This is a genomic window from Pseudomonas sp. BF-R-24 (assembly GCF_019947335.1).
Classification (GTDB): Bacteria; Pseudomonadota; Gammaproteobacteria; order Pseudomonadales; family Pseudomonadaceae; genus Aquipseudomonas; species Aquipseudomonas jessenii.
This window is the reverse complement of the sequence record NZ_JAGYGG010000011.1, coordinates 152,090-169,983: the sequence shown is the minus strand read 5'-3', so window position 1 is coordinate 169,983 and position 17,894 is coordinate 152,090. Positions and strand designations below refer to the sequence as shown.

Genomic DNA, 17,894 nt, shown 5'->3' with positions numbered 1-17,894 from the left:
GCGGTGTGTCAGTCAAAGCTGATGTCGACTGATGTACCGCTTTCGCGAGCAAGCCCGCTCCCACATTTGGTCGGTGCCGCTTGTTGTTAAGCAGTTTTCCAGGTGATTTCTTCTTCACCATCGGCGCTGATGCGGATCCAGCGGTCCGCCGTCTCTTCGCCTTCTTCCTCGACCCAGGTGCCCGGTGCACAACGCACTTCCACGTTGAGCGCGGCAAACGCGGCGCGGGCGCAGGCGATGTCGTCGTCCCACGGGGTCTGGTCGCTTTCCAGATACAGGCTGTTCCATTTGCCGACGGCTTTTGGCAGCCAGGTCACTGGCACGTTGCCAGCCTTGCACTTGTAGGTCTGGCCCTTCTGGACCCAATCGGTGCACGGACCCAATGCCGCACCGAGCCAGGCGGCAATGGCTTTGTGGTCGACGTCGGCGTCTTTCAGGTAAATCTCGATATCGGGTTGGCGCATGGATGTCCTCACTGCGGGTCTGAAAAATCCATTCGCGGATTTAGCCGGTCTTGAGCATTTGCCCGAGACCAAAAATTAAGGTTATTGAAGTACGAAATAATCGTAGCGCATCGACACGGTGACCTCGAACGGCTCGGCATGCTCGATAACGGCAGCACGGCGCTCGGCACTGGCGCGCCAGCCGTGGGGCGTCATGGCCAGCAGGTTCGCCCGGTCCTGACCGCTTTCCAGCGTCAGTTTGAATTCCAGGGTTTCGCTGTGGGCCAGCGCCATGCCTTCCGGCACCAGGGCCAGGTGCTTGTCGTCAGTGTATTCACGGACTTCGTCGTACAGCCGCTCACGCAGTTCCATCAGGTGGCCGCTGGTCGGCCCGACTTTCATCAGGCCGCCGCCAACACTGAGCAGGCGCTTGGCTTCTTCCCAATCCAGCGGGCTGAAGACGCTGGCCAGGAACTGGCAACTGCCGGAAGCCAACGGCACCCGCGCCATGCTGGCGATCAACCAGGTCAGCTGCGGGTTGCGTTTGCAGGCGCGTTTGACCGCTTCGCGGGAGATGTCCAGGGCATAACCTTCGGCATCTGGCAGTGCCTCGGCGATTTGCGCGGTGTAGTAACCCTCGCCACAACCGATGTCCAGCCAGTGCTGTGGTGCTACACCTGCCGCCAGCTCCGCCAGACGCTTGGCCACCGGGGCGTAGTGCCCGGCGTTCAAGAAGTCGCGACGGGCTTCGACCATTGCCTGGTTATCCCCAGGGTCACGGCTGTTCTTGTGCTGCACCGGCAACAGGTTCAAGTAACCCTGGCGCGCACGGTCGAAACGATGCCCGGCGGGGCAGACCACGCCGTTGTCCACCGCATTGAGCGGCTCACTGCAGATCGGGCACGCAAGCATCAGGCGAGCAACTTGATCAGGGTCTGGTAGTAGATTTCGGTCAGTACGTCGAGATCGGCTGCCAGCACGCGTTCGTTGACCTGGTGGATGGTCGCGTTGACCGGGCCCAGCTCAACAACCTGGGTACCCATGGTTGCGATGAAGCGGCCATCGGAGGTACCACCGCTGGTGGACGCCTTGGTTTCACGACCGGTGATGTCCTTGATGCTCGACGATACCGCGTCGAGCAGCGCGCCAGGTTCGGTGAGGAACGGCAGGCCGGACAGCGCCCAGTCGATGTGCCAGTCCAGGCCATGCTTGTCGAGGATGTCGGCGACGCGCTTTTGCAGGCCTTCGACCGTCGATTCGGTGGAGAAACGGAAGTTGAACACCGCCACCAGGTCACCCGGGATCACGTTGGTCGCACCGGTGCCGGAGTTGACGTTGGAGATCTGGAAACTGGTGGGCGGGAAGAAATCGTTACCGTGATCCCAGTGCTCGGCAGCCAGTTCGGCCAGGGCCGGGGCAGCGAGGTGGATCGGGTTCTTGGCCAGGTGCGGGTAGGCCACGTGGCCTTGCACACCGCGCACGGTCAGCTTGGCGCCGAGGGAGCCGCGACGACCGTTCTTGACCACGTCACCCACCAGGGTGGTGCTCGACGGTTCGCCGACGATGCACCAGTCCAGACGTTCCTTGCGTGCGGCGAGGCGTTCGACCACGGCCTTGGTGCCGTGGTGCGCCGGGCCTTCTTCGTCGCTGGTGATCAGGAAGGCGACTTTGCCCTTGTGATTCGGGTAGTCGGTGACAAAACGCTCGGAGGCGACGGTCATGGCGGCGAGGCTGCCTTTCATGTCGGCGGCGCCACGGCCGCATAGCATGCCGTGTTCGTCGATCAGCGCGTTGAACGGTTCGATCTGCCAGGCCGCCACCGGGCCGGTCGGGACCACGTCGGTGTGGCCGGCGAAGCACAGCACCGGACCGTCGTCCTGGCCGTGGGTGGCCCAGAAGTTATCCACATCTTCGATGCGCATCGGTTCCAGGGTGAAACCGGCATCGCCCAGGCGCTGCATCATCTGCTTCTGGCAATCGGCGTCGATCGGCGTCACGGACGGACGGCGGATCAGGTCGATGGCGAGTTGGAGGGTCGGCGAAAGGTCGGCGTGGGCCGTCATGGAAAACTCCGGAATCATTAGATATGGGCTTTGGCTTTTAATGTGGGAGCGGGCTTGCTCGCGAATGCAGTGTGTCAGTCAACATACTCCTCGACTGTTACAACGCATTCGCGAGCAAGCCCGCTCCCACAGGAATTGTGTGCGGTCAGTAAGACCTGTATCACGCCAAGCCCCGTAAAATGGCGCTTATCTTAAAGCAAAACGGCGACCATTGGCCGCCGTTTAGTGCATCCGCGCAGATTTAGACGACAGGTGCCGTTTCAGGCTCGGCGGCCGGTTTCGGCAGCGACGACAGGAACGCCATGATCAGCGCCGCGACGTACGGCAGCGACTGCACCAGCAGCATGGTGACCCAGAAGCGCATGTCGTTGCTCGGCAGACCCTGCACCAAGAAGATCCCCAGCGCCGCGCCCCACAACAGCAGCATGATGAACATCTCTTCCCGGGCTTCGGAAATCGCCACCCAGAAGCCGTGGTTGTCGGCATTCTTCGGCGTACGGAAGAACGGAATGCTGCTGGTGAAGAAGCCGTACAGCACCGCTTTGGCGATGGTGTGGGACAACGCCAGACCGGCCAGCGCCGCGCAGAAGGCGTCCTTCAGATTCACCCCGACCGCACGACGGTAGAGGAAGATGATCTTGGCGACCTTGAACACGAACAACGCCAATGGCGGGATTGCGAAGATCAGCAGCGGCGGATCGACCCGTTGCGGCACGATGATCATCGCCGCCGACCACAATAGCGCGCCGACGGTGAAGAATATGTTCATGCCGTCCGCCACCCACGGCAACCAGCCCGCGAGGAAGTGATAGCGCTGGCCACGGGTCAGCTCGGTGTCCTTGCCGCGCAGCAGGCTGGCGGTGTGGCGCTTGATGATCTGGATCGCTCCGTAGGCCCAGCGGAAACGCTGTTTCTTGAAGTCGATGAAGGTATCGGGCATCAGGCCCTTGCCGTAGCTGGTGTGGTAATACGCTGCCGACAGGCCTTTTTCGAATACCCGCAGGCCCAGTTCGGCGTCTTCGCAGATGCACCAGTCGGCCCAGCCCAGCTCTTCGAGCACCGAGCGACGGGTCATGGTCATGGTGCCGTGCTGGATGATCGCGTCGCGGTCGTTGCGGGTGACCATGCCGATGTGGAAGAAGCCTTTGTATTCCGCGTAGCAGAGCTTCTTGAAGGTGCTTTCGTTCTGGTCGCGGTAATCCTGCGGCGACTGCACCACGGCGATTTTCGGGTCGGCGAAGTGCGGCACCATGTGCTTGAGCCAGTTCGGGTGCACGCAGTAATCGGAGTCGATCACCGCGATCACTTCGGCGTCCTTGGCGGTGTGCGGGATCAGGTAGTTCAGCGCACCGCCCTTGAAGCCGGCCAGTGGTGCCACGTGGAAGAACTTGAAGCGCGGGCCGAGGGTTTCGCAATAATCGCGCACCGGTTCCCAGACCGCCGGGTCCTTGGTGTTGTTGTCGATGATCAGGACTTCGAAGTCCGGATAGTCGAGGTTGGCCAGGGCGTTGAGGGTCTGTTTGACCATCTCCGGCGGCTCGTTGTAACAGGGCACGTGAATCGACACTTTCGGGCGGTAGCTGGAGTCGCCTTCCACCGGCAGGAACTCGCGGCGGCGCTTGTGCACCCACACCGCTTCGGCCAGTTCATGGGCTTCGGTCAGCAGCACGATAAACACCCCGAGCGCACCGAGGGCGAGCAAAAAGCCCACCGTCAGGCTGAACCAGGTGCTGTATTGCTGGCTGTAGTCGTAACCGATCCACACCAGCACCGAACCACACAGGAACGCAATGAAGGTCAGGAAGGTACGGCCACGCTGGCGCAGGGCCGAGCCGTCGATCATCAGCAGGGTCAGCGACAACAGCGCCAATACCACCGAACCAATGGCCAACACGCGCCATTGCGGAATCGCCACCACCGGGCCTTCGAAGTTGAACTTCTGCTGGCGCGCGGCGTTGAACACGCCCCAGTAGGCGCCGACGGAACCTTCGTCGCTGGCTTTCCACGGCTGGTCAAACGCTTCGATCACGAAGTAGTTGAAGCCCTGGCGATTGAGTTTGTTGACCAGGGTTCGCAGATAAATCGCCTGGTCCGCCGGGGAGGCGTCGGCGCCACCACGCATGCGGCCGTTGCTCGGCCAGCCCACCTCGGAAAGCAGCAGTGGTTTTTTCGGGAACATCTTTTTCAGGTCGCGGGCGCGGTCGAGGACGAACTGCCCGGCCTTGTCCATCGGGACGAATTCCCAGTAAGGCAGGACGTGCGCGGCAATCAGGTCGACGTGCTTGGCCAGTTCCGGGTGTTCTTCCCACACGTGCCACTGTTCGGACGTAGTCACCGGCACTTTCACGGCGGCACGCACGCGATCGAGCATGACGCTGAGTTCCTGGGCGGTGATTTCCTTGCGGTAAATGGCCTCGTTGCCGACCACCACACGAACCACGCTGCGCGAGGAGTTGGCGATTTCAATGGCGCGGGTGATTTCCCGTTCGTTGCGTTCCAGGTCCGGGCTGATCCAGATCCCCAGGGTTACCCGCAAGCCGAACTCTTCCGCCAGTTTCGGGATGTTCTGCAGCGTGCCATCGACCGAGTAGATGCGGATGTTGTCCGTCAGCTTGCTCATGATCTCCAGGTCGCGACGCATTTGATCGTCGGTCGGGTACTGGTCTTTCTGCGGGAACTGGCCCTGCTGGAATGGCGAGTACGAGAAGCCGGAGATCTGTTCAGGCCAGTTGGGGGCGGTGACCGGGCGGTTGATCAGCGCCCAGAAGCCGGTAAACAAGGCTGCGATGGCGAGCACCACGACCAGGTTGAGTCCAAATTTACGCGATGACATAGTTATTTCGGGTTCCAAAGACTGTGGAACGAAGGAACGGTTGGCGGTCGCCAAGGGGCGCGCATCCTACACCGGGCATTCTCTGGTCGTACAGCGGACAGGGAATTGCCGGACATTGGGCAATCCAAGTCGGTTTAAGTTCTTTCTTTAGAGCGTGTAGGACGAATCTTTGTTCGATGTAGTTTTCGTGGATGTTGCCCGTTCATAGCGCAATGATGCTCTTGGGCGCCGACGGCCCTATAATGCGCGCCGGTTTTTGGGGTAATGGTCATGAGTACAGAAGATCCGCGGTTTGCTGGCATCGCCCGCTTGTATGGCATTGAAGGCCTTGAGCGCCTGAAAGCGGCCCATGTGGCGATCGTGGGCGTCGGTGGCGTCGGTTCCTGGGCGGCGGAAGCCATGGCCCGTTGTGGTGTTGGCGAAATTTCGCTGTTCGACCTCGATGACGTCTGCGTCAGCAACGCCAACCGCCAGTTGCACGCGCTGGACAGCACGGTGGGCAAGCCCAAGGTCGAGGTGATGGCCGAGCGTCTGCGCGGGATCAACCCGGATTGCACGGTGCATGCGGTGCCTGACTTCGTCACCCGCGACACCATGGCCGAGTACATCACGCCGAACATCGACTGCGTGATCGACTGCATCGACAGCGTCAATGCCAAGGCCGCGCTGATCGCCTGGTGCAAGCGGCGCAAGATCCAGATCATCACCACCGGCGGCGCGGGCGGGCAGATTGACCCGACGTTGATCCAGGTCTGCGACCTCAATCGCACGTTCAATGATCCATTGGCGTCGAAGGTGCGCTCCACGCTGCGCCGCGACTACGGCTTCTCACGCACCGTGACCCGCCACTACAGCGTGCCGTGCGTGTTTTCCACCGAGCAACTGCGCTACCCGAAACCGGATGGCAGCATTTGCCTGCAGAAGAGTTTTGTCGGTGATGGCGTGAAGCTCGACTGTGCCGGCGGGTTTGGCGCAGTGATGATGGTGACGGCGACGTTTGGCATGGTCGCGGCGACCAAGGCTGTGGACAAGATTGTCGCGGGTGTGCGGCGGCCGGCGGAGCGGGTCAAGTCGCAGGCCTGAGGTTGTTGCTGATGGCCTCTTCGCGAGCAAGCCCGCTCCCACATTTGATCTTCAGTGAATACAGTTTTTGTGTACGACCGAAGTCCAATGTGGGAGCGGGCTTGCTCGCGAAGGCGATTAACCGGCCAACTCCCGCATCCGCTGAAGCACCGCATTCAAGCCATTGCTGCGGGACTCGGACAACTGCCGTCCCAACCCCAGCTGATTGAACCAGTCCGGCAAATCCACCTGCTGCAACTCGGCCGCGGACAAGCCGTTGACCCGCGCCAGCAGCAACGCCACCAGCCCGCGAATCAACCGTGCATCACTGTTGGCGCTGAACTGCCAATGACCGTCGCGCAACTCGCCCACCAGCCACACCTGGCTTTCACAGCCGTGTACCCGATTGGCGTCGCACATTTGCGTGTCGCTCAACGCGGGCAGGCGCTCGCCCCATTGCATCAGCAGGCGTGCGCGTTGTTCCCAGCCTGCCGCTTTCTGAAAGATATCGAGTGCCGTCACGGCATCGGCAGGCAGGTTCATCGCAAGAGCTCCAGCGCCTGATCCAGGGCTTCAAAGAACCGCTCCAGGTCTTCGGAATCGTTGTACAGCGCCAACGACACCCGAATCGCTCCGGCCAGTTCGAAGCGTTTGAGCAGCGGCATCGCACAGTGGTGGCCGGCACGCACCGCGATCCCTTGTTCGGTCAGCAAATGCGCGAGATCGGAGTTATGCACACCCTCGACGGTGAAACTGGCCAGTGCCACTTGCGGCTTGCCCAACAGGCGAATGCCGTTGCGCGCCTCCAGGCCCTTGAGCAGACAGGCATGCAACGCGGCTTCATGGGCAGACACGGCGTCCTGATCGAGCCCGGCGAGGTAGTCCAGGGTCGCTCCCAGGCCGATCACGCTGGCAATCGGCGGCGTCCCGGCCTCGAAACCCAGCGGTGCCGGGCGAAAGCGTGCGTCGTGATAATTGGCATCGAGCACCATTTCACCACCGAACTGCCAGGGACGCAGTTGTTGCAGTGCTGTATTGCGCCCGAACAGCACACCCAGGCCATCGGGGCCGTAGAGCTTGTGGCTGGAGAACACATAGAAATCGCAGCCCAGCGCCTGCACGTCGTGGCGACCATGGACCACGCCTTGGGCGCCGTCGATCACGGTCAGGGCGTTGTGCGCCTTGGCCAGTGCCAGCAATTGCGGCAGCGGCTGCCATGCGCCAATCACGTTGGACAACTGGCTGACCGCCAACAGACGCGTGCGTGGACCGATCAAACCGGCGGCGGCTTCAAGGTCGATCACGCCGTCGGTATCCAGCGGCAGGATCACCAGTTTCAGGTCGCGACGGTGCGCCAGTTGCTGCCAGGGCAGCAGGTTGGCGTGATGCTCCAGGGCGCTGATGACAATCTCGTCGCCCGGATTGAAAAGATGTTCCAGGCCATAGGCCAGGAGATTCAGCGCGGACGTCGCGCCGTGGGTAAATATGATCTGCCCGCAATCGCCAGTATTGAGCCATTGCGCGACTTTGCGGCGGCTGTCCTCGAACGCCTGGGTGGCGTGGGCGCCGGGCAAATGCTGCGCCCGATGCACGTTGGCCGCGCCGTTGGCGTAGTAGTGCGCCAGGGCATCGAGCAGGGCTTGAGGTTTTTGCGTAGTGGCGGCGTTGTCCAGATAGGTCTGGTCTTGCCGTTGCAGGGCGGCGATGGCCGGAAAATCGGCACGCCAGGGGGAGAGAATCATCATGTTGTTCGCCTGTACGCCTGCCCCCTGTAGGAGCGAGCTTGCTCGCGATGGACGTCAACGATAACGCGGTGCACCAGACAGCACGTGTCGTCTAATCGTCCATCGCGAGCAAGCTCGCTCCTACAGCGGTGCGGGTGGTCGTGTGGCTTAGTTGTGAGCGTGCAGCGCTTCGTTCAGCTCGATGGCCGATTTGTGGGTTTTGCATTCCACGGCACCGGTCTCCGAATTGCGACGGAACAGCAGGTCCGGCTGGCCGGCCAGTTCACGGGCCTTGACCACTTTGACCAGTTGATTGTTCTCGTCCAGCAGCGCGACTTTGGTACCAGCGGTCACGTACAGGCCCGACTCGACGGTGTTGCGGTCGCCCAACGGGATACCGATACCGGCGTTGGCGCCGATCAGGCAGCCTTCGCCGACCTTGATCACGATGTTGCCGCCGCCCGACAGGGTGCCCATGGTCGAGCAGCCGCCGCCCAGGTCCGAACCCTTGCCGACGAATACGCCAGCGGATACGCGGCCTTCGATCATGCCCGGGCCTTCGGTGCCGGCGTTGAAGTTGATGAAACCTTCGTGCATCACGGTGGTGCCTTCGCCCACGTAGGCACCCAGACGCAGGCGCGCAGCGTCAGCGATACGCACGCCGGCCGGAACCACGTAGTCGGTCATTTTCGGGAACTTGTCCACCGAGAACACTTCCAGCAGTTCGCCGCGCAGGCGGGCTTCGAGTTGCAGTTCGGCCAGTTCGCTCAGGTCGACAGCGCCCTGGCTGGTCCAGGCCACGTTCGGCAGCAGCGGGAAGATCCCGGCCAGGTTCAGGCCGTGTGGCTTGACCAGGCGATGGCTCAGCAGGTGCAGCTTGAGGTAGGCCTCAGGGGTGGACGACAGCTGGGCGTCTTCGGCCAGCAAGGTGGCAACCAGCGGCTTGTGGCTCTCGGCCAGGCGGGTCAGCAGTTTGCCTTGTACCGCGTCGATGCCTTTCACGGCTTCAGCCAGTTGCGCGGCCTGCGCGGTGGTGAAGGTGATGGCCTGGTTGCCTTCGCTGTAACCGAGGATCGGCGCAATGGCGGCGACCAGTTCGGCGGGCGGGTTGAGCAGTGGCTGGGCGTAGAACACTTCCAGCCATGCGCCTTGACGGTTTTGAGTGCCGACACCAAAGGCCAGGCTGAACAGGGTAGTAGACATGTTGATACCTCTAGCAAATTGAAACGGGCTGCTTACTTGAGCGCGGCCGCGTAGATATCTGGCTTGAAGCCAATCAGGGTTCGGTCACCGAGATCAAGCACCGGGCGCTTGATCATCGAGGGTTGTGCGAGCATCAGTTCGATGGCTTTCGTCTGGTCGAGATCGGCTTTGCGTTCGTCGTCGAGCTTGCGAAAGGTCGTGCCTGCACGGTTCAACACCACTTCCCAGCCGTGCTCGTTGCACCATTGGGTCAGGTGTTCACGGTCGATACCGACCGCCTTGTAATCATGAAAGTCATAGCTGACAGCGTGTTCATCGAGCCAGGTGCGCGCCTTTTTCATGGTGTCGCAGGCTTTGATGCCGAAAAGGTGCAACGTTTTACTTGAAACGGTCAAGGAATTGCCCCCTTTGCAGGTGCCGTAAATAAAAGGTGACGGATTATGCCATGGCCGGACGGTTTCGCGGCGGCTGTGGTCGGGTTTGTCTCTGAGTCATGGCATAAAACCTTTGTAGGAGCGAGCTCGCTCGCGATGAACCTGAGAACGCCGCGGGGTGTCAGGTATACAGCGTGATCGTTAACGACCATCGCGAGCGAGCTCGCTCCTACAGGGGGTTGTAGTTCTGGCGTGCGACATTGGTGCAAGGGTCAGTAGACAGTCTAAGCGGCTAATATGGCACTTCAACGCTGTTGATCGTCCGGGAACCACGCTTTATGCAAACCGCTTATACCGTCCTGATCCTGTTGATGCTGGTTGGCGTTTCGCGCCTGATCGGACGGGTGGTTCCGCTGCCGTTGCCGTTGGTGCAGATTGCCGCTGGGGCCTTGCTCGCCTGGCCGACGCTCGGCCTCCATGTAGCCCTCGATCCCGAACTGTTCCTGTTTCTGTTCCTGCCACCACTGTTGTTCTCCGACGGCTGGCGCATGCCCAAGCGCGAATTCTGGCACTTGCGCGGCCCGATCCTGACCCTGGCAGTGGGCCTGGTGCTGTTCACCGTGGTCGGTGCCGGGTATTTCATTCACTGGTTGCTGCCCGGTGTGCCGTTGCCGGTGGCGTTCGCCCTGGCAGCGGTGCTGTCACCGACGGATGCGGTGGCGGTGTCGGCTATTTCCCGCAATAGACTGCCGACGCCCTTGATGCACATCTTGCAGGGCGAGGCGCTGATGAACGACGCCTCGGGCCTGGTGACATTCAAGTTTGCCCTGGTGGCGGCGGTGACCGGTGTGTTCTCGCTGGCCAATGCCAGCCTGACGTTCGTGCTGGTCGCTGTCGGTGGCTTGGCGGTCGGGGTGGCCTTGAGTTGGCTGGTCGGCCGTCTGCGGGCGTGGATGATCGAGCGGGGCTGGGATGATCCGGCGACGCATGTGGTGTTCATGTTGCTGCTGCCGTTTGCGGCCTACGTGCTGGCCGAGCGCATGGAAGTGTCGGGCATCCTCTCGGCGGTGGCGGCGGGAATGATGCAGAGCTGGCTCGACCTGTTGCCGCGCCAGACCAACACGCGCTTGCTCAACCGAAGTGTCTGGTCGCTGCTGGAGTTCGCGTTCAACGGTTTGATCTTCCTGCTGTTGGGTTTGCAGTTGCCGGACATCATCAAGGCGGTGGCCAGTCACGAAACTTCGCTATGGCCGACGTTGTTGTATCGCGGGCTCGACGTGGTGGCGATTTTCCTGGTGCTGCTGGTTTTGCGGTTCGTCTGGGTGCAAAGCATCTGGCGATTGTCGGTACTGCTGCGGCGCTTGCGCGGCAAGGGTGAAGTGACCCGGGTGCCGACGGCGCGATCCTGTTGGTTGCTGACCGTGGGCGGCGTGCGTGGGGCCGTGACGCTGGCGGGTGTGATGTCGGTGCCGATGCTCATGGGAGGGAGCGCATTTCCCGAGCGCGATCTGCTGATTTTCATCGCCGCCGGGGTGATTCTGCTGTCGTTGATTGCGGCCTGCATCGCGCTGCCACTGTTGTTGCGTGGCATCGAAGCCAGTCCGGACGACAAGCGGCGCAACGAAGTGCGCGACGCCTGGCGCAAGACCGCCGAGGCGGCCATTCATGCGCTTGAGACAGAAGAGGTCAATCCACAGGACGCCGCCCAGTCAGCACTGGCCGTCGAACTCAAGGCGCGGATCATGTCCGAGTACCGACATCAGTTGGAGGTGTTCAACGACTCCGCTGAGGCGCAAGCCCTGGCGTTTCAGATGGACTTGCTGGAGCGGCGCTTGCGCTTGAAGGCGCTGCGGGCGCAGCGCCTGGAGTTGTACAGCCTCAGTCGTCATCACCAGATTGGTGATGACGTGTTGCGGGAGGTGCTGGGGGAACTGGACCTGAGCGAGGCGAAACTCGGTCAGGTGAAGTAACACCTGCCCCCCGTGGGGGGGTTATTTGCGGCGCTGGATGAAATCGCGAATCCGCTCGGCTGCTTCAACGCACTCTGCCAACGGCGCAACCAGTGCCATGCGCACACGCCCGGCCCCTGGATTGACGCCATCGACGTCCCGCGACAGGTAAGAACCCGGCACCACGGTCACGTGCTCCTGCTCGAACAGGTCTCGACAGAACGCAGCGTCGTCACCGGCGACATTCGGCCACAGGTAGAAACTGCCATCCGGACGCTGTACGTCCAGCACCGGGCTGAGGATTTCCAGCACCGCATCGAACTTCTCGCGATACAGCGCCCGGTTGGCGCGCACATGCACTTCGTCATTCCACGCGGCAACGCTGGCCAGTTGGGTTTGAACCGGCATCGCACAGCCATGGTAGGTGCGATAGAGCAGGAAGCCCTTGAGGACGTCGGCATCACCGGCCACAAAGCCCGAGCGCAGGCCTGGCAGGTTCGAACGCTTGGACAGGCTGTGGAACACCACGCAACGCTTGAAGTCCTTGCGACCCAGTTCCGCGCAAGCGCTGAGCAGGCCTGGCGGCGGCGTTTGTTCGTCGAAGTACAGCTCGCTGTAGCACTCATCGGCGGCAATCACGAAGTCGTATTCGTCGGCCAGGGCAATCAGCTTTTTCAGGGTCTCGACCGGGATCAGGGCGCCGGTCGGATTGCCAGGCGAGCACAGGAACAGGATCTGGCAGCGTTTCCAGATGTCCGGCGATACGGCGTCGAAATCCGGGTTGAAGCCGTTTTCGTCCAGGCATGGCAGGTAATGCGGCTTGGCCCCGGCGAGGAACGCCGCGCCTTCGTAGATCTGGTAGAAGGGGTTCGGGCTGACCACCAGCGCGTCATCGCCACGGTTGACTACGGTCTGGGTGAAGGCGAACAGCGCTTCGCGGGTACCGTTGACCGGCAGCACGTTGCGCGCCGGGTCGATCCAGCCCTTGGGCACATCGAAGCGACGCTCGCACCATGCCGCGATGGCTTCACGCAGCTCCGGGATACCGAGTGTGGTCGGGTACACAGCCATTTTTTCCAGATTGCTGGCCAGGGCCTCGGCGACAAAGCTTGGTGAACGGTGTTTCGGCTCGCCGATGGACAGCGCGATCGGACGCTTGTCCGGATTGGGCGTCACGCTGCCGAGCAGGGCGCGGAGCTTCTCGAACGGGTAGGGCTGGAGCTGGGACAGAGCGTTGTTCATGGTGGCCTCGTTCAATGTGGGAGCAGGCTTGTGTGGCGAGGGGGCTTGCCCCCGTTTGGCTGCGTAGCAGTCGTAAAACCATGGTGTGCGGTGTACCTGATACGCCGCGTTTGCAGGTTTTGGGGCCGCTCCGCGACCCAACGGGGGCAAGCCCCCTCGCCACAGGAAGTCCGTTGCCACAGGGGGAAATTTGTTAAGTCAGATGCTGATGCGCGACAGTTTGATATCAGGTTCCTGGTTGACGCTCAGTTGTTCGACGATCGCATCCTGCAGGCGGCTGCACAGCAGCGGGTCGGACAACGGCTGATTGTTGGCGTCGGTGATGAAGAACACGTCTTCCACGCGTTCGCCGAGGGTGGCGATCTTGGCGTTCTGCAACGACAGATCAAACTCCAGGAAGATCGTGCCAATCCGCGCCAGCAGGCCCGGGCGGTCGGGCGCAGTGAGTTCCAGCACCGTCACCGGGCGCTGGGCGTCGTTGTGGATCGTCACCTGTGGTGCAAAGGCGAAATGCTTGAGCTGACGTGGCACCCGGCGCTGGATGATGGTCGGGTAGTCGTCCGGGTTGCGCAGGGCTTCGGTCAGGCCCTCGCGGATCTGTTTGACCCGCGCCGGATTATCGCCAATCGAGTCGCCGTCGGTGTCGAGCACGATATAGGTGTCGAGGGTGAACTGGCTGCTGGAGGTGATGACCCGGGCGTCGTGAATGTTCAGGTTGAGCTGGTCCATCGTTGCCACGGTCACGGCAAAGAAGTCGTGCTGGTCCGGGGCATAGATGAAGATCTGCGTGCCACCTTCGAACTCGCGCTGGGTGGTTTCCTTGATCAGCACCAGTGGTCCGCCGTCGGCCGGTTGCTGGAGTATCGCGTCGCTGTGCCAGGCCACGTCGCCGGCGGTGTGGCGCAGGAAATAGTCATCACCCAACTGCGCCCACAACTGCTCGACATCGTCCGGGTCGGTGCCGCCGCGCACCAGGATATCCAGGGCGGCGCTCTGGGTCTGGCGGATCTGCTCTTCGCGATCCACCGGGTTCTCCAGGCCACGGCGCAGGGCGCGCTTGGTCTCGGTGTAGAGCTGGCGCAGCAGGCTGGCGCGCCAGGAGTTCCACAGGGTCGGGTTGGTGGCGTTGATGTCGGCGACAGTCAGCACATACAGGTAGTCGAGGCGGGTTTCGTCGCCAACGATCTGGGCGAAATCGTGGATCACCTGCGGGTCGGACAAGTCCTTGCGCTGGGCGGTGGTCGACATCACCAGGTGGTTTTGCACCAGCCACACGATCAGGCGACTGTCCCACGTGGGCAGTTGATGACGCTGGCAAAAGGCCTCGGCATCCACGGCACCGATGTCCGAGTGATCGCCATGCCGGCCTTTGCCGATGTCGTGGTACAGGCCGGCCATGTAGATCAGCTCGGGCTTGGGCAGCTTGCCCATGACTTTGCTGGCCAGCGGGAATTTTTCCGACACCTGGGTGTACTGCAACTTACGCAGGTGTTTGATCAGGTTCAGGGTATGGGCATCGACCGTATAGATGTGGAACAGGTCGTGTTGCATCTGCCCGACGATAAAGCCGAATTCGGGCAGATAACGCCCAAGGATGCCGTAACGGTTCATTCGCCGCAGGTTGCGGTGGATGCCGATCTTGCATTTGAACAATTCGATAAACAGGCTGGTGTTGCGAATATCGTTGCGGAAGTCGTCGTCGATCAGGTGGCGGTGTTCCCGCAGCAGGCGAATGGTGTCGGCGCGCACGCCCTTGATTTCGGGCTGCTGGGCCATCAGCACGAAGATTTCGAGCATGGCGAACGGCGTGCGGCGAAAGACGTTGTCGTTGCGTGCCTCGATGTAGCCGTCATGCAACTGGAAACGCGAGTTGATCGGCTGCGGTGGCGCTTCGTCTTCCGGTGCGAGGATGACTTCCTCGAAGTGCTGGATGATCAGGTCGCTGAGTTGGGCGATGCTCATGACCACCCGATAATACTGTTGCATGAAGTTTTCGATGGCTTGCTTGGCGTCGTCGCCTTTGAAGCCCAGCAGCCCGGCAATGGTGCGCTGGTGATCGAACAGCAGGCGGTCTTCGGCGCGGCCGGCCAGCATGTGCAGGGCATAGCGAACCTTCCACAGGAACTCCTGGGAGGAGGCGAGCAGGGCGTTTTCGCTCTCTACCAGGAATCCTTCGCCTGCCAGTGCCCGCAGGTTCAGGGTGCCGTACTCGCGACGGGCCACCCACAGAATCGTCTGGATATCCCGCAGGCCGCCGGGTGAGCCTTTGACGTTGGGTTCCAGGTTGTATTCGGTGTCGTTGTACTTGTGGTGGCGAGCCTTTTGTTCGGCATGCTTGGCCAGGAAGAAGTCCTTGCTCGGCCACATGTGCCCGGTGCTGGTGACGTCCAGCATGCGCTGGCGCAAACGCTCGGGGCCGGCGATGGTGCGGCTTTCCATCAGGTTGGTGACGACCGTCAGGTCGGCGCGGGCCTCGACGGCGCATTCTTCGACCGAGCGAACGCTCTGACCGACCTCCAGGCCGATGTCCCACAACAGCGTCAGAAAACGCTCGATGGAATCGCGGAAAACCTCGTGGTCGGCGCTGTCCAGAAGGATCAGCAAGTCGATATCGGAATAAGGGTGCAATTCACCACGGCCGTAGCCGCCGACCGCGACCAGCGCGATGTCGGCGTCCTCGCTCCAGCTGAACTGCTCCCAGGCCTTTTGCAGGATGTTATCGACGAACCAGGCGCGATCCTCGATCAGCCGGCGAATGTCCCGGCCATTGCGAAAACGCGTGTCGAGCACTTCGCGGGCCTGGCGGATCGCCTTCTTGAAGGCCGCGATCGGGCTTGCCTTCAGGGCCAGTTCAGCCTGGAACTGGCCGCGGTCGAAGAGTTCGGGATCCACCTGCGGCATCGATTGGCTTTCCTTTCTATAGGCGATGTACGGTAGCGGGATCAGGCCGAAACGCGAGGGATGGTGTCATCGCTGCGCAAGGTGAAGATCTCGTAACCGGTTTCGGTCACCAGCAGGGTGTGTTCCCACTGTGCCGAGAGCTTGCGGTCCTTGGTGATCGCGGTCCAGCCGTCGCCCAGTACCTTGGTGTCGGCGCGGCCCTGGTTGATCATCGGCTCGATGGTGAAGGTCATGCCGGCCTTGAGTTCCATGCCGGTGCCAGCGCGACCGTAGTGCAGGATCTGCGGCTCTTCGTGGAATACCTTGCCGATACCATGGCCGCAGAATTCGCGAACCACCGAGAAGCCGTTCTTTTCCGCATGCTTCTGGATAATTTCGCCGATGTCGCCCAGGCGGCAGCCGGGTTTGACGATCTCGATCGCCTTGTACATGCATTCCTGGGTCACCTGGGACAGGCGCTCGGCCCAGACCGGTACGTTGCCGACGTGGAACATCCGGCTGGTGTCACCGTGGTAACCGTCCTTGATGACGGTGACGTCGATGTTCAGGGTGTCGCCATCTTTGAGCGGCTTGTCGTTTGGAATGCCATGGCAGACCACATGGTTGATCGACGTGCAGATCGACTTTGGATAGCCCTTGTAATTGAGCGGGGCAGGGATGGCTTTCTGCTCATTGACGATGTAGTCGTGGCAGATCTGGTTCAGTTGATCGGTGGTAACGCCCGGCTTGACGTATTCGGCAATCATTTCCAGCACATCGGCGGCCAGTTTGCCGGCGATACGCATTTTGGCGATATCCTCGGGAGTTTTGAGGGTGACGGTCATACAGGCTCTCTTTGCGCCAGGCGGCGCTTTCTAAACGGAAGGGGCAATGCGCGATCGAACTTCGCGGCCCTGAAAAATACGATTCTACCAGACGATCAGCGCAAATCTGCGGCCGTGTGCATCGCTTCTCTCTATAGAATGGTGCATTCTTGGCGGATTCCAAGGGGTGGAACAAAACGCTCGCCAGGATTTCAGAATCCGGGTTCCGTTTTGCCCTGTCTTGTGATATAAAATGCGCCGCTTTCCGGGGATGTCCCGGGAAGCCTAAATCCACACACGTGTCGACACGATGACCTGGGTGCCTTCAGCTGATGCTGCTGGTTGGTCATTGGGATACGTGGAGGCCAAACCCGACTTATTAAGGAACTATCATGTCCCAAGTCAACATGCGCGATATGCTGAAGGCCGGTGTGCACTTCGGTCACCAGACCCGTTACTGGAACCCGAAAATGGGCAAGTACATTTTCGGTGCGCGTAACAAGATCCACATCATCAACCTTGAAAAAACCCTGCCAATGTTCAACGAAGCTCTGACTTTCGTAGAGCGTCTGGCCCAGGGCAAAAACAAGATTCTGTTCGTCGGCACCAAGCGTTCCGCTGGCAAGATCGTTGCTGAAGAAGCAGCACGTTGCGGTTCGCCGTACGTCGATCACCGCTGGTTGGGCGGCATGCTGACCAACTTCAAGACCATCCGTGCTTCCATCAAGCGTCTGCGTGACCTTGAAGTACAAGCCGAAGACGGTACTTTCGCCAAGCTGACCAAGAAAGAAGCGCTGATGCGCACTCGTGACCTGGAAAAGCTGGATCGTTCCCTGGGTGGTATCAAGGACATGGGCGGTCTGCCAGACGCTCTGTTCGTTATCGACGTTGATCACGAGCGCATCGCGATCACCGAAGCCAACAAGCTGGGCATCCCGGTTATCGGCGTAGTCGATACCAACAGCAGCCCGGAAGGCGTTGACTACATCATCCCAGGCAACGATGACGCAATCCGCGCTATCCAGCTGTACATGGGTTCGATGGCTGACGCTGTCATCCGCGGTCGCAACAATGTTGCCGGCGGCACCGAAGTTTTCGTTGAAGAAGCTCCGGTAGCAGCAGCTGAGTAATTGACGCCTTGGCGTTGACTCAGTAAGCAAAAAGGGGGCTTGGCCCCCTTTTTGCCACCTCGAAAACCATTTGTCGGCGCCCACTGCTCTATCTGTAACGTGCGGCAGCTAACAAGGGTGGTTCGGGAAGAATTGATCGCCCGTTCGATCGGGTGGAATGGTTGAAA

14 protein-coding genes are annotated in these 17,894 nt (G+C 61.1%); 3 read left to right on the top strand and 11 right to left on the bottom strand.

Annotation, left to right across the window (positions count from 1 at the left end; all coding sequences use genetic code 11):
- Positions 1-86: 86 nt before the first annotated feature.
- The 4 genes from KGA98_RS11890 to KGA98_RS11875 all read right to left on the bottom strand — a co-directional run bounded on the left by KGA98_RS11890 (position 87) and on the right by KGA98_RS11875 (position 5,339).
- On the bottom strand, positions 87-464 hold the full coding sequence (locus KGA98_RS11890; protein ID WP_057716183.1) for a hypothetical protein: 378 nt from the start codon (positions 462-464) through the stop codon (positions 87-89).
- A gap of 81 nt (positions 465-545) precedes the next feature.
- The gene (locus KGA98_RS11885; protein WP_223502397.1) at positions 546-1,355 is read right to left on the bottom strand and encodes a putative RNA methyltransferase; all 810 of its coding nucleotides are present in this window, start codon (positions 1,353-1,355) and stop codon (positions 546-548) included.
- The gene (gene dapE / locus KGA98_RS11880) at positions 1,355-2,506 is read right to left on the bottom strand and encodes a succinyl-diaminopimelate desuccinylase (RefSeq protein WP_102669819.1); all 1,152 of its coding nucleotides are present in this window, start codon (positions 2,504-2,506) and stop codon (positions 1,355-1,357) included. Before dapE ends, KGA98_RS11885 begins: the two co-directional genes overlap by 1 nt.
- A gap of 241 nt (positions 2,507-2,747) precedes the next feature.
- Positions 2,748-5,339 carry a glycosyltransferase gene (locus KGA98_RS11875; protein WP_223502396.1) on the bottom strand — a complete coding sequence of 864 codons (2,592 nt, stop codon included), beginning with the start codon at positions 5,337-5,339 and terminating at the stop codon, positions 2,748-2,750.
- 264 nt (positions 5,340-5,603) lie between these two features.
- On the opposite strand from KGA98_RS11875, the gene tcdA reads away from it, so the two are divergent.
- The gene (tcdA, locus tag KGA98_RS11870; RefSeq protein ID WP_154861817.1) at positions 5,604-6,422 is read left to right on the top strand and encodes a tRNA cyclic N6-threonylcarbamoyladenosine(37) synthase TcdA; all 819 of its coding nucleotides are present in this window, start codon (positions 5,604-5,606) and stop codon (positions 6,420-6,422) included.
- A gap of 117 nt (positions 6,423-6,539) precedes the next feature.
- Here the strand turns inward: tcdA and KGA98_RS11865 are convergent, their stop codons facing one another.
- The 4 genes from KGA98_RS11865 to KGA98_RS11850 all read right to left on the bottom strand — a co-directional run bounded on the left by KGA98_RS11865 (position 6,540) and on the right by KGA98_RS11850 (position 9,723).
- On the bottom strand, positions 6,540-6,944 hold the full coding sequence (locus tag KGA98_RS11865) for a SufE family protein (RefSeq protein WP_223502395.1): 405 nt from the start codon (positions 6,942-6,944) through the stop codon (positions 6,540-6,542).
- On the bottom strand, positions 6,941-8,146 hold the full coding sequence (locus KGA98_RS11860; RefSeq protein ID WP_223502394.1) for an aminotransferase class V-fold PLP-dependent enzyme: 1,206 nt from the start codon (positions 8,144-8,146) through the stop codon (positions 6,941-6,943). The genes KGA98_RS11865 and KGA98_RS11860 overlap by 4 nt, the downstream gene beginning before the upstream one ends.
- Before the next feature lie 147 nt (positions 8,147-8,293).
- Positions 8,294-9,328, bottom strand: a complete 1,035-nt coding sequence (gene dapD / locus KGA98_RS11855) for a 2,3,4,5-tetrahydropyridine-2,6-dicarboxylate N-succinyltransferase (RefSeq protein WP_102669823.1) — start codon at positions 9,326-9,328, stop codon at positions 8,294-8,296.
- Positions 9,329-9,360: 32 nt separating this feature from the next.
- On the bottom strand, positions 9,361-9,723 hold the full coding sequence (locus KGA98_RS11850; protein WP_008052792.1) for an ArsC family reductase: 363 nt from the start codon (positions 9,721-9,723) through the stop codon (positions 9,361-9,363).
- A 317-nt stretch (positions 9,724-10,040) separates the two neighbouring features.
- Between KGA98_RS11850 and KGA98_RS11840 the strand changes: the two genes are divergently transcribed.
- On the top strand, positions 10,041-11,672 hold the full coding sequence (locus tag KGA98_RS11840; protein ID WP_223502393.1) for a Na+/H+ antiporter: 1,632 nt from the start codon (positions 10,041-10,043) through the stop codon (positions 11,670-11,672).
- Between the two features lie 21 nt (positions 11,673-11,693).
- Here KGA98_RS11840 and dapC read toward each other — a convergent pair whose 3' ends face one another.
- The 3 genes from dapC to map form a co-directional block, all read right to left on the bottom strand.
- Positions 11,694-12,893 (bottom strand): succinyldiaminopimelate transaminase, encoded by a 1,200-nt coding sequence (gene dapC, locus KGA98_RS11835; protein WP_223502392.1) that lies wholly within the window; start codon positions 12,891-12,893, stop codon positions 11,694-11,696.
- Between the two features lie 198 nt (positions 12,894-13,091).
- The gene (locus KGA98_RS11830; RefSeq protein WP_223502391.1) at positions 13,092-15,794 is read right to left on the bottom strand and encodes a [protein-PII] uridylyltransferase; all 2,703 of its coding nucleotides are present in this window, start codon (positions 15,792-15,794) and stop codon (positions 13,092-13,094) included.
- Positions 15,795-15,835: 41 nt separating this feature from the next.
- Positions 15,836-16,618: a type I methionyl aminopeptidase gene (map, locus tag KGA98_RS11825; protein ID WP_102669828.1), complete on the bottom strand. Its 783-nt coding sequence runs from the start codon at positions 16,616-16,618 to the stop codon at positions 15,836-15,838.
- 371 nt (positions 16,619-16,989) lie between these two features.
- On the opposite strand from map, the gene rpsB reads away from it, so the two are divergent.
- Entirely contained in the window at positions 16,990-17,727 is a 738-nt protein-coding gene (rpsB, locus tag KGA98_RS11820; protein ID WP_007978390.1) for a 30S ribosomal protein S2, read from the top strand.
- Positions 17,728-17,894: the final 167 nt, after the last annotated feature.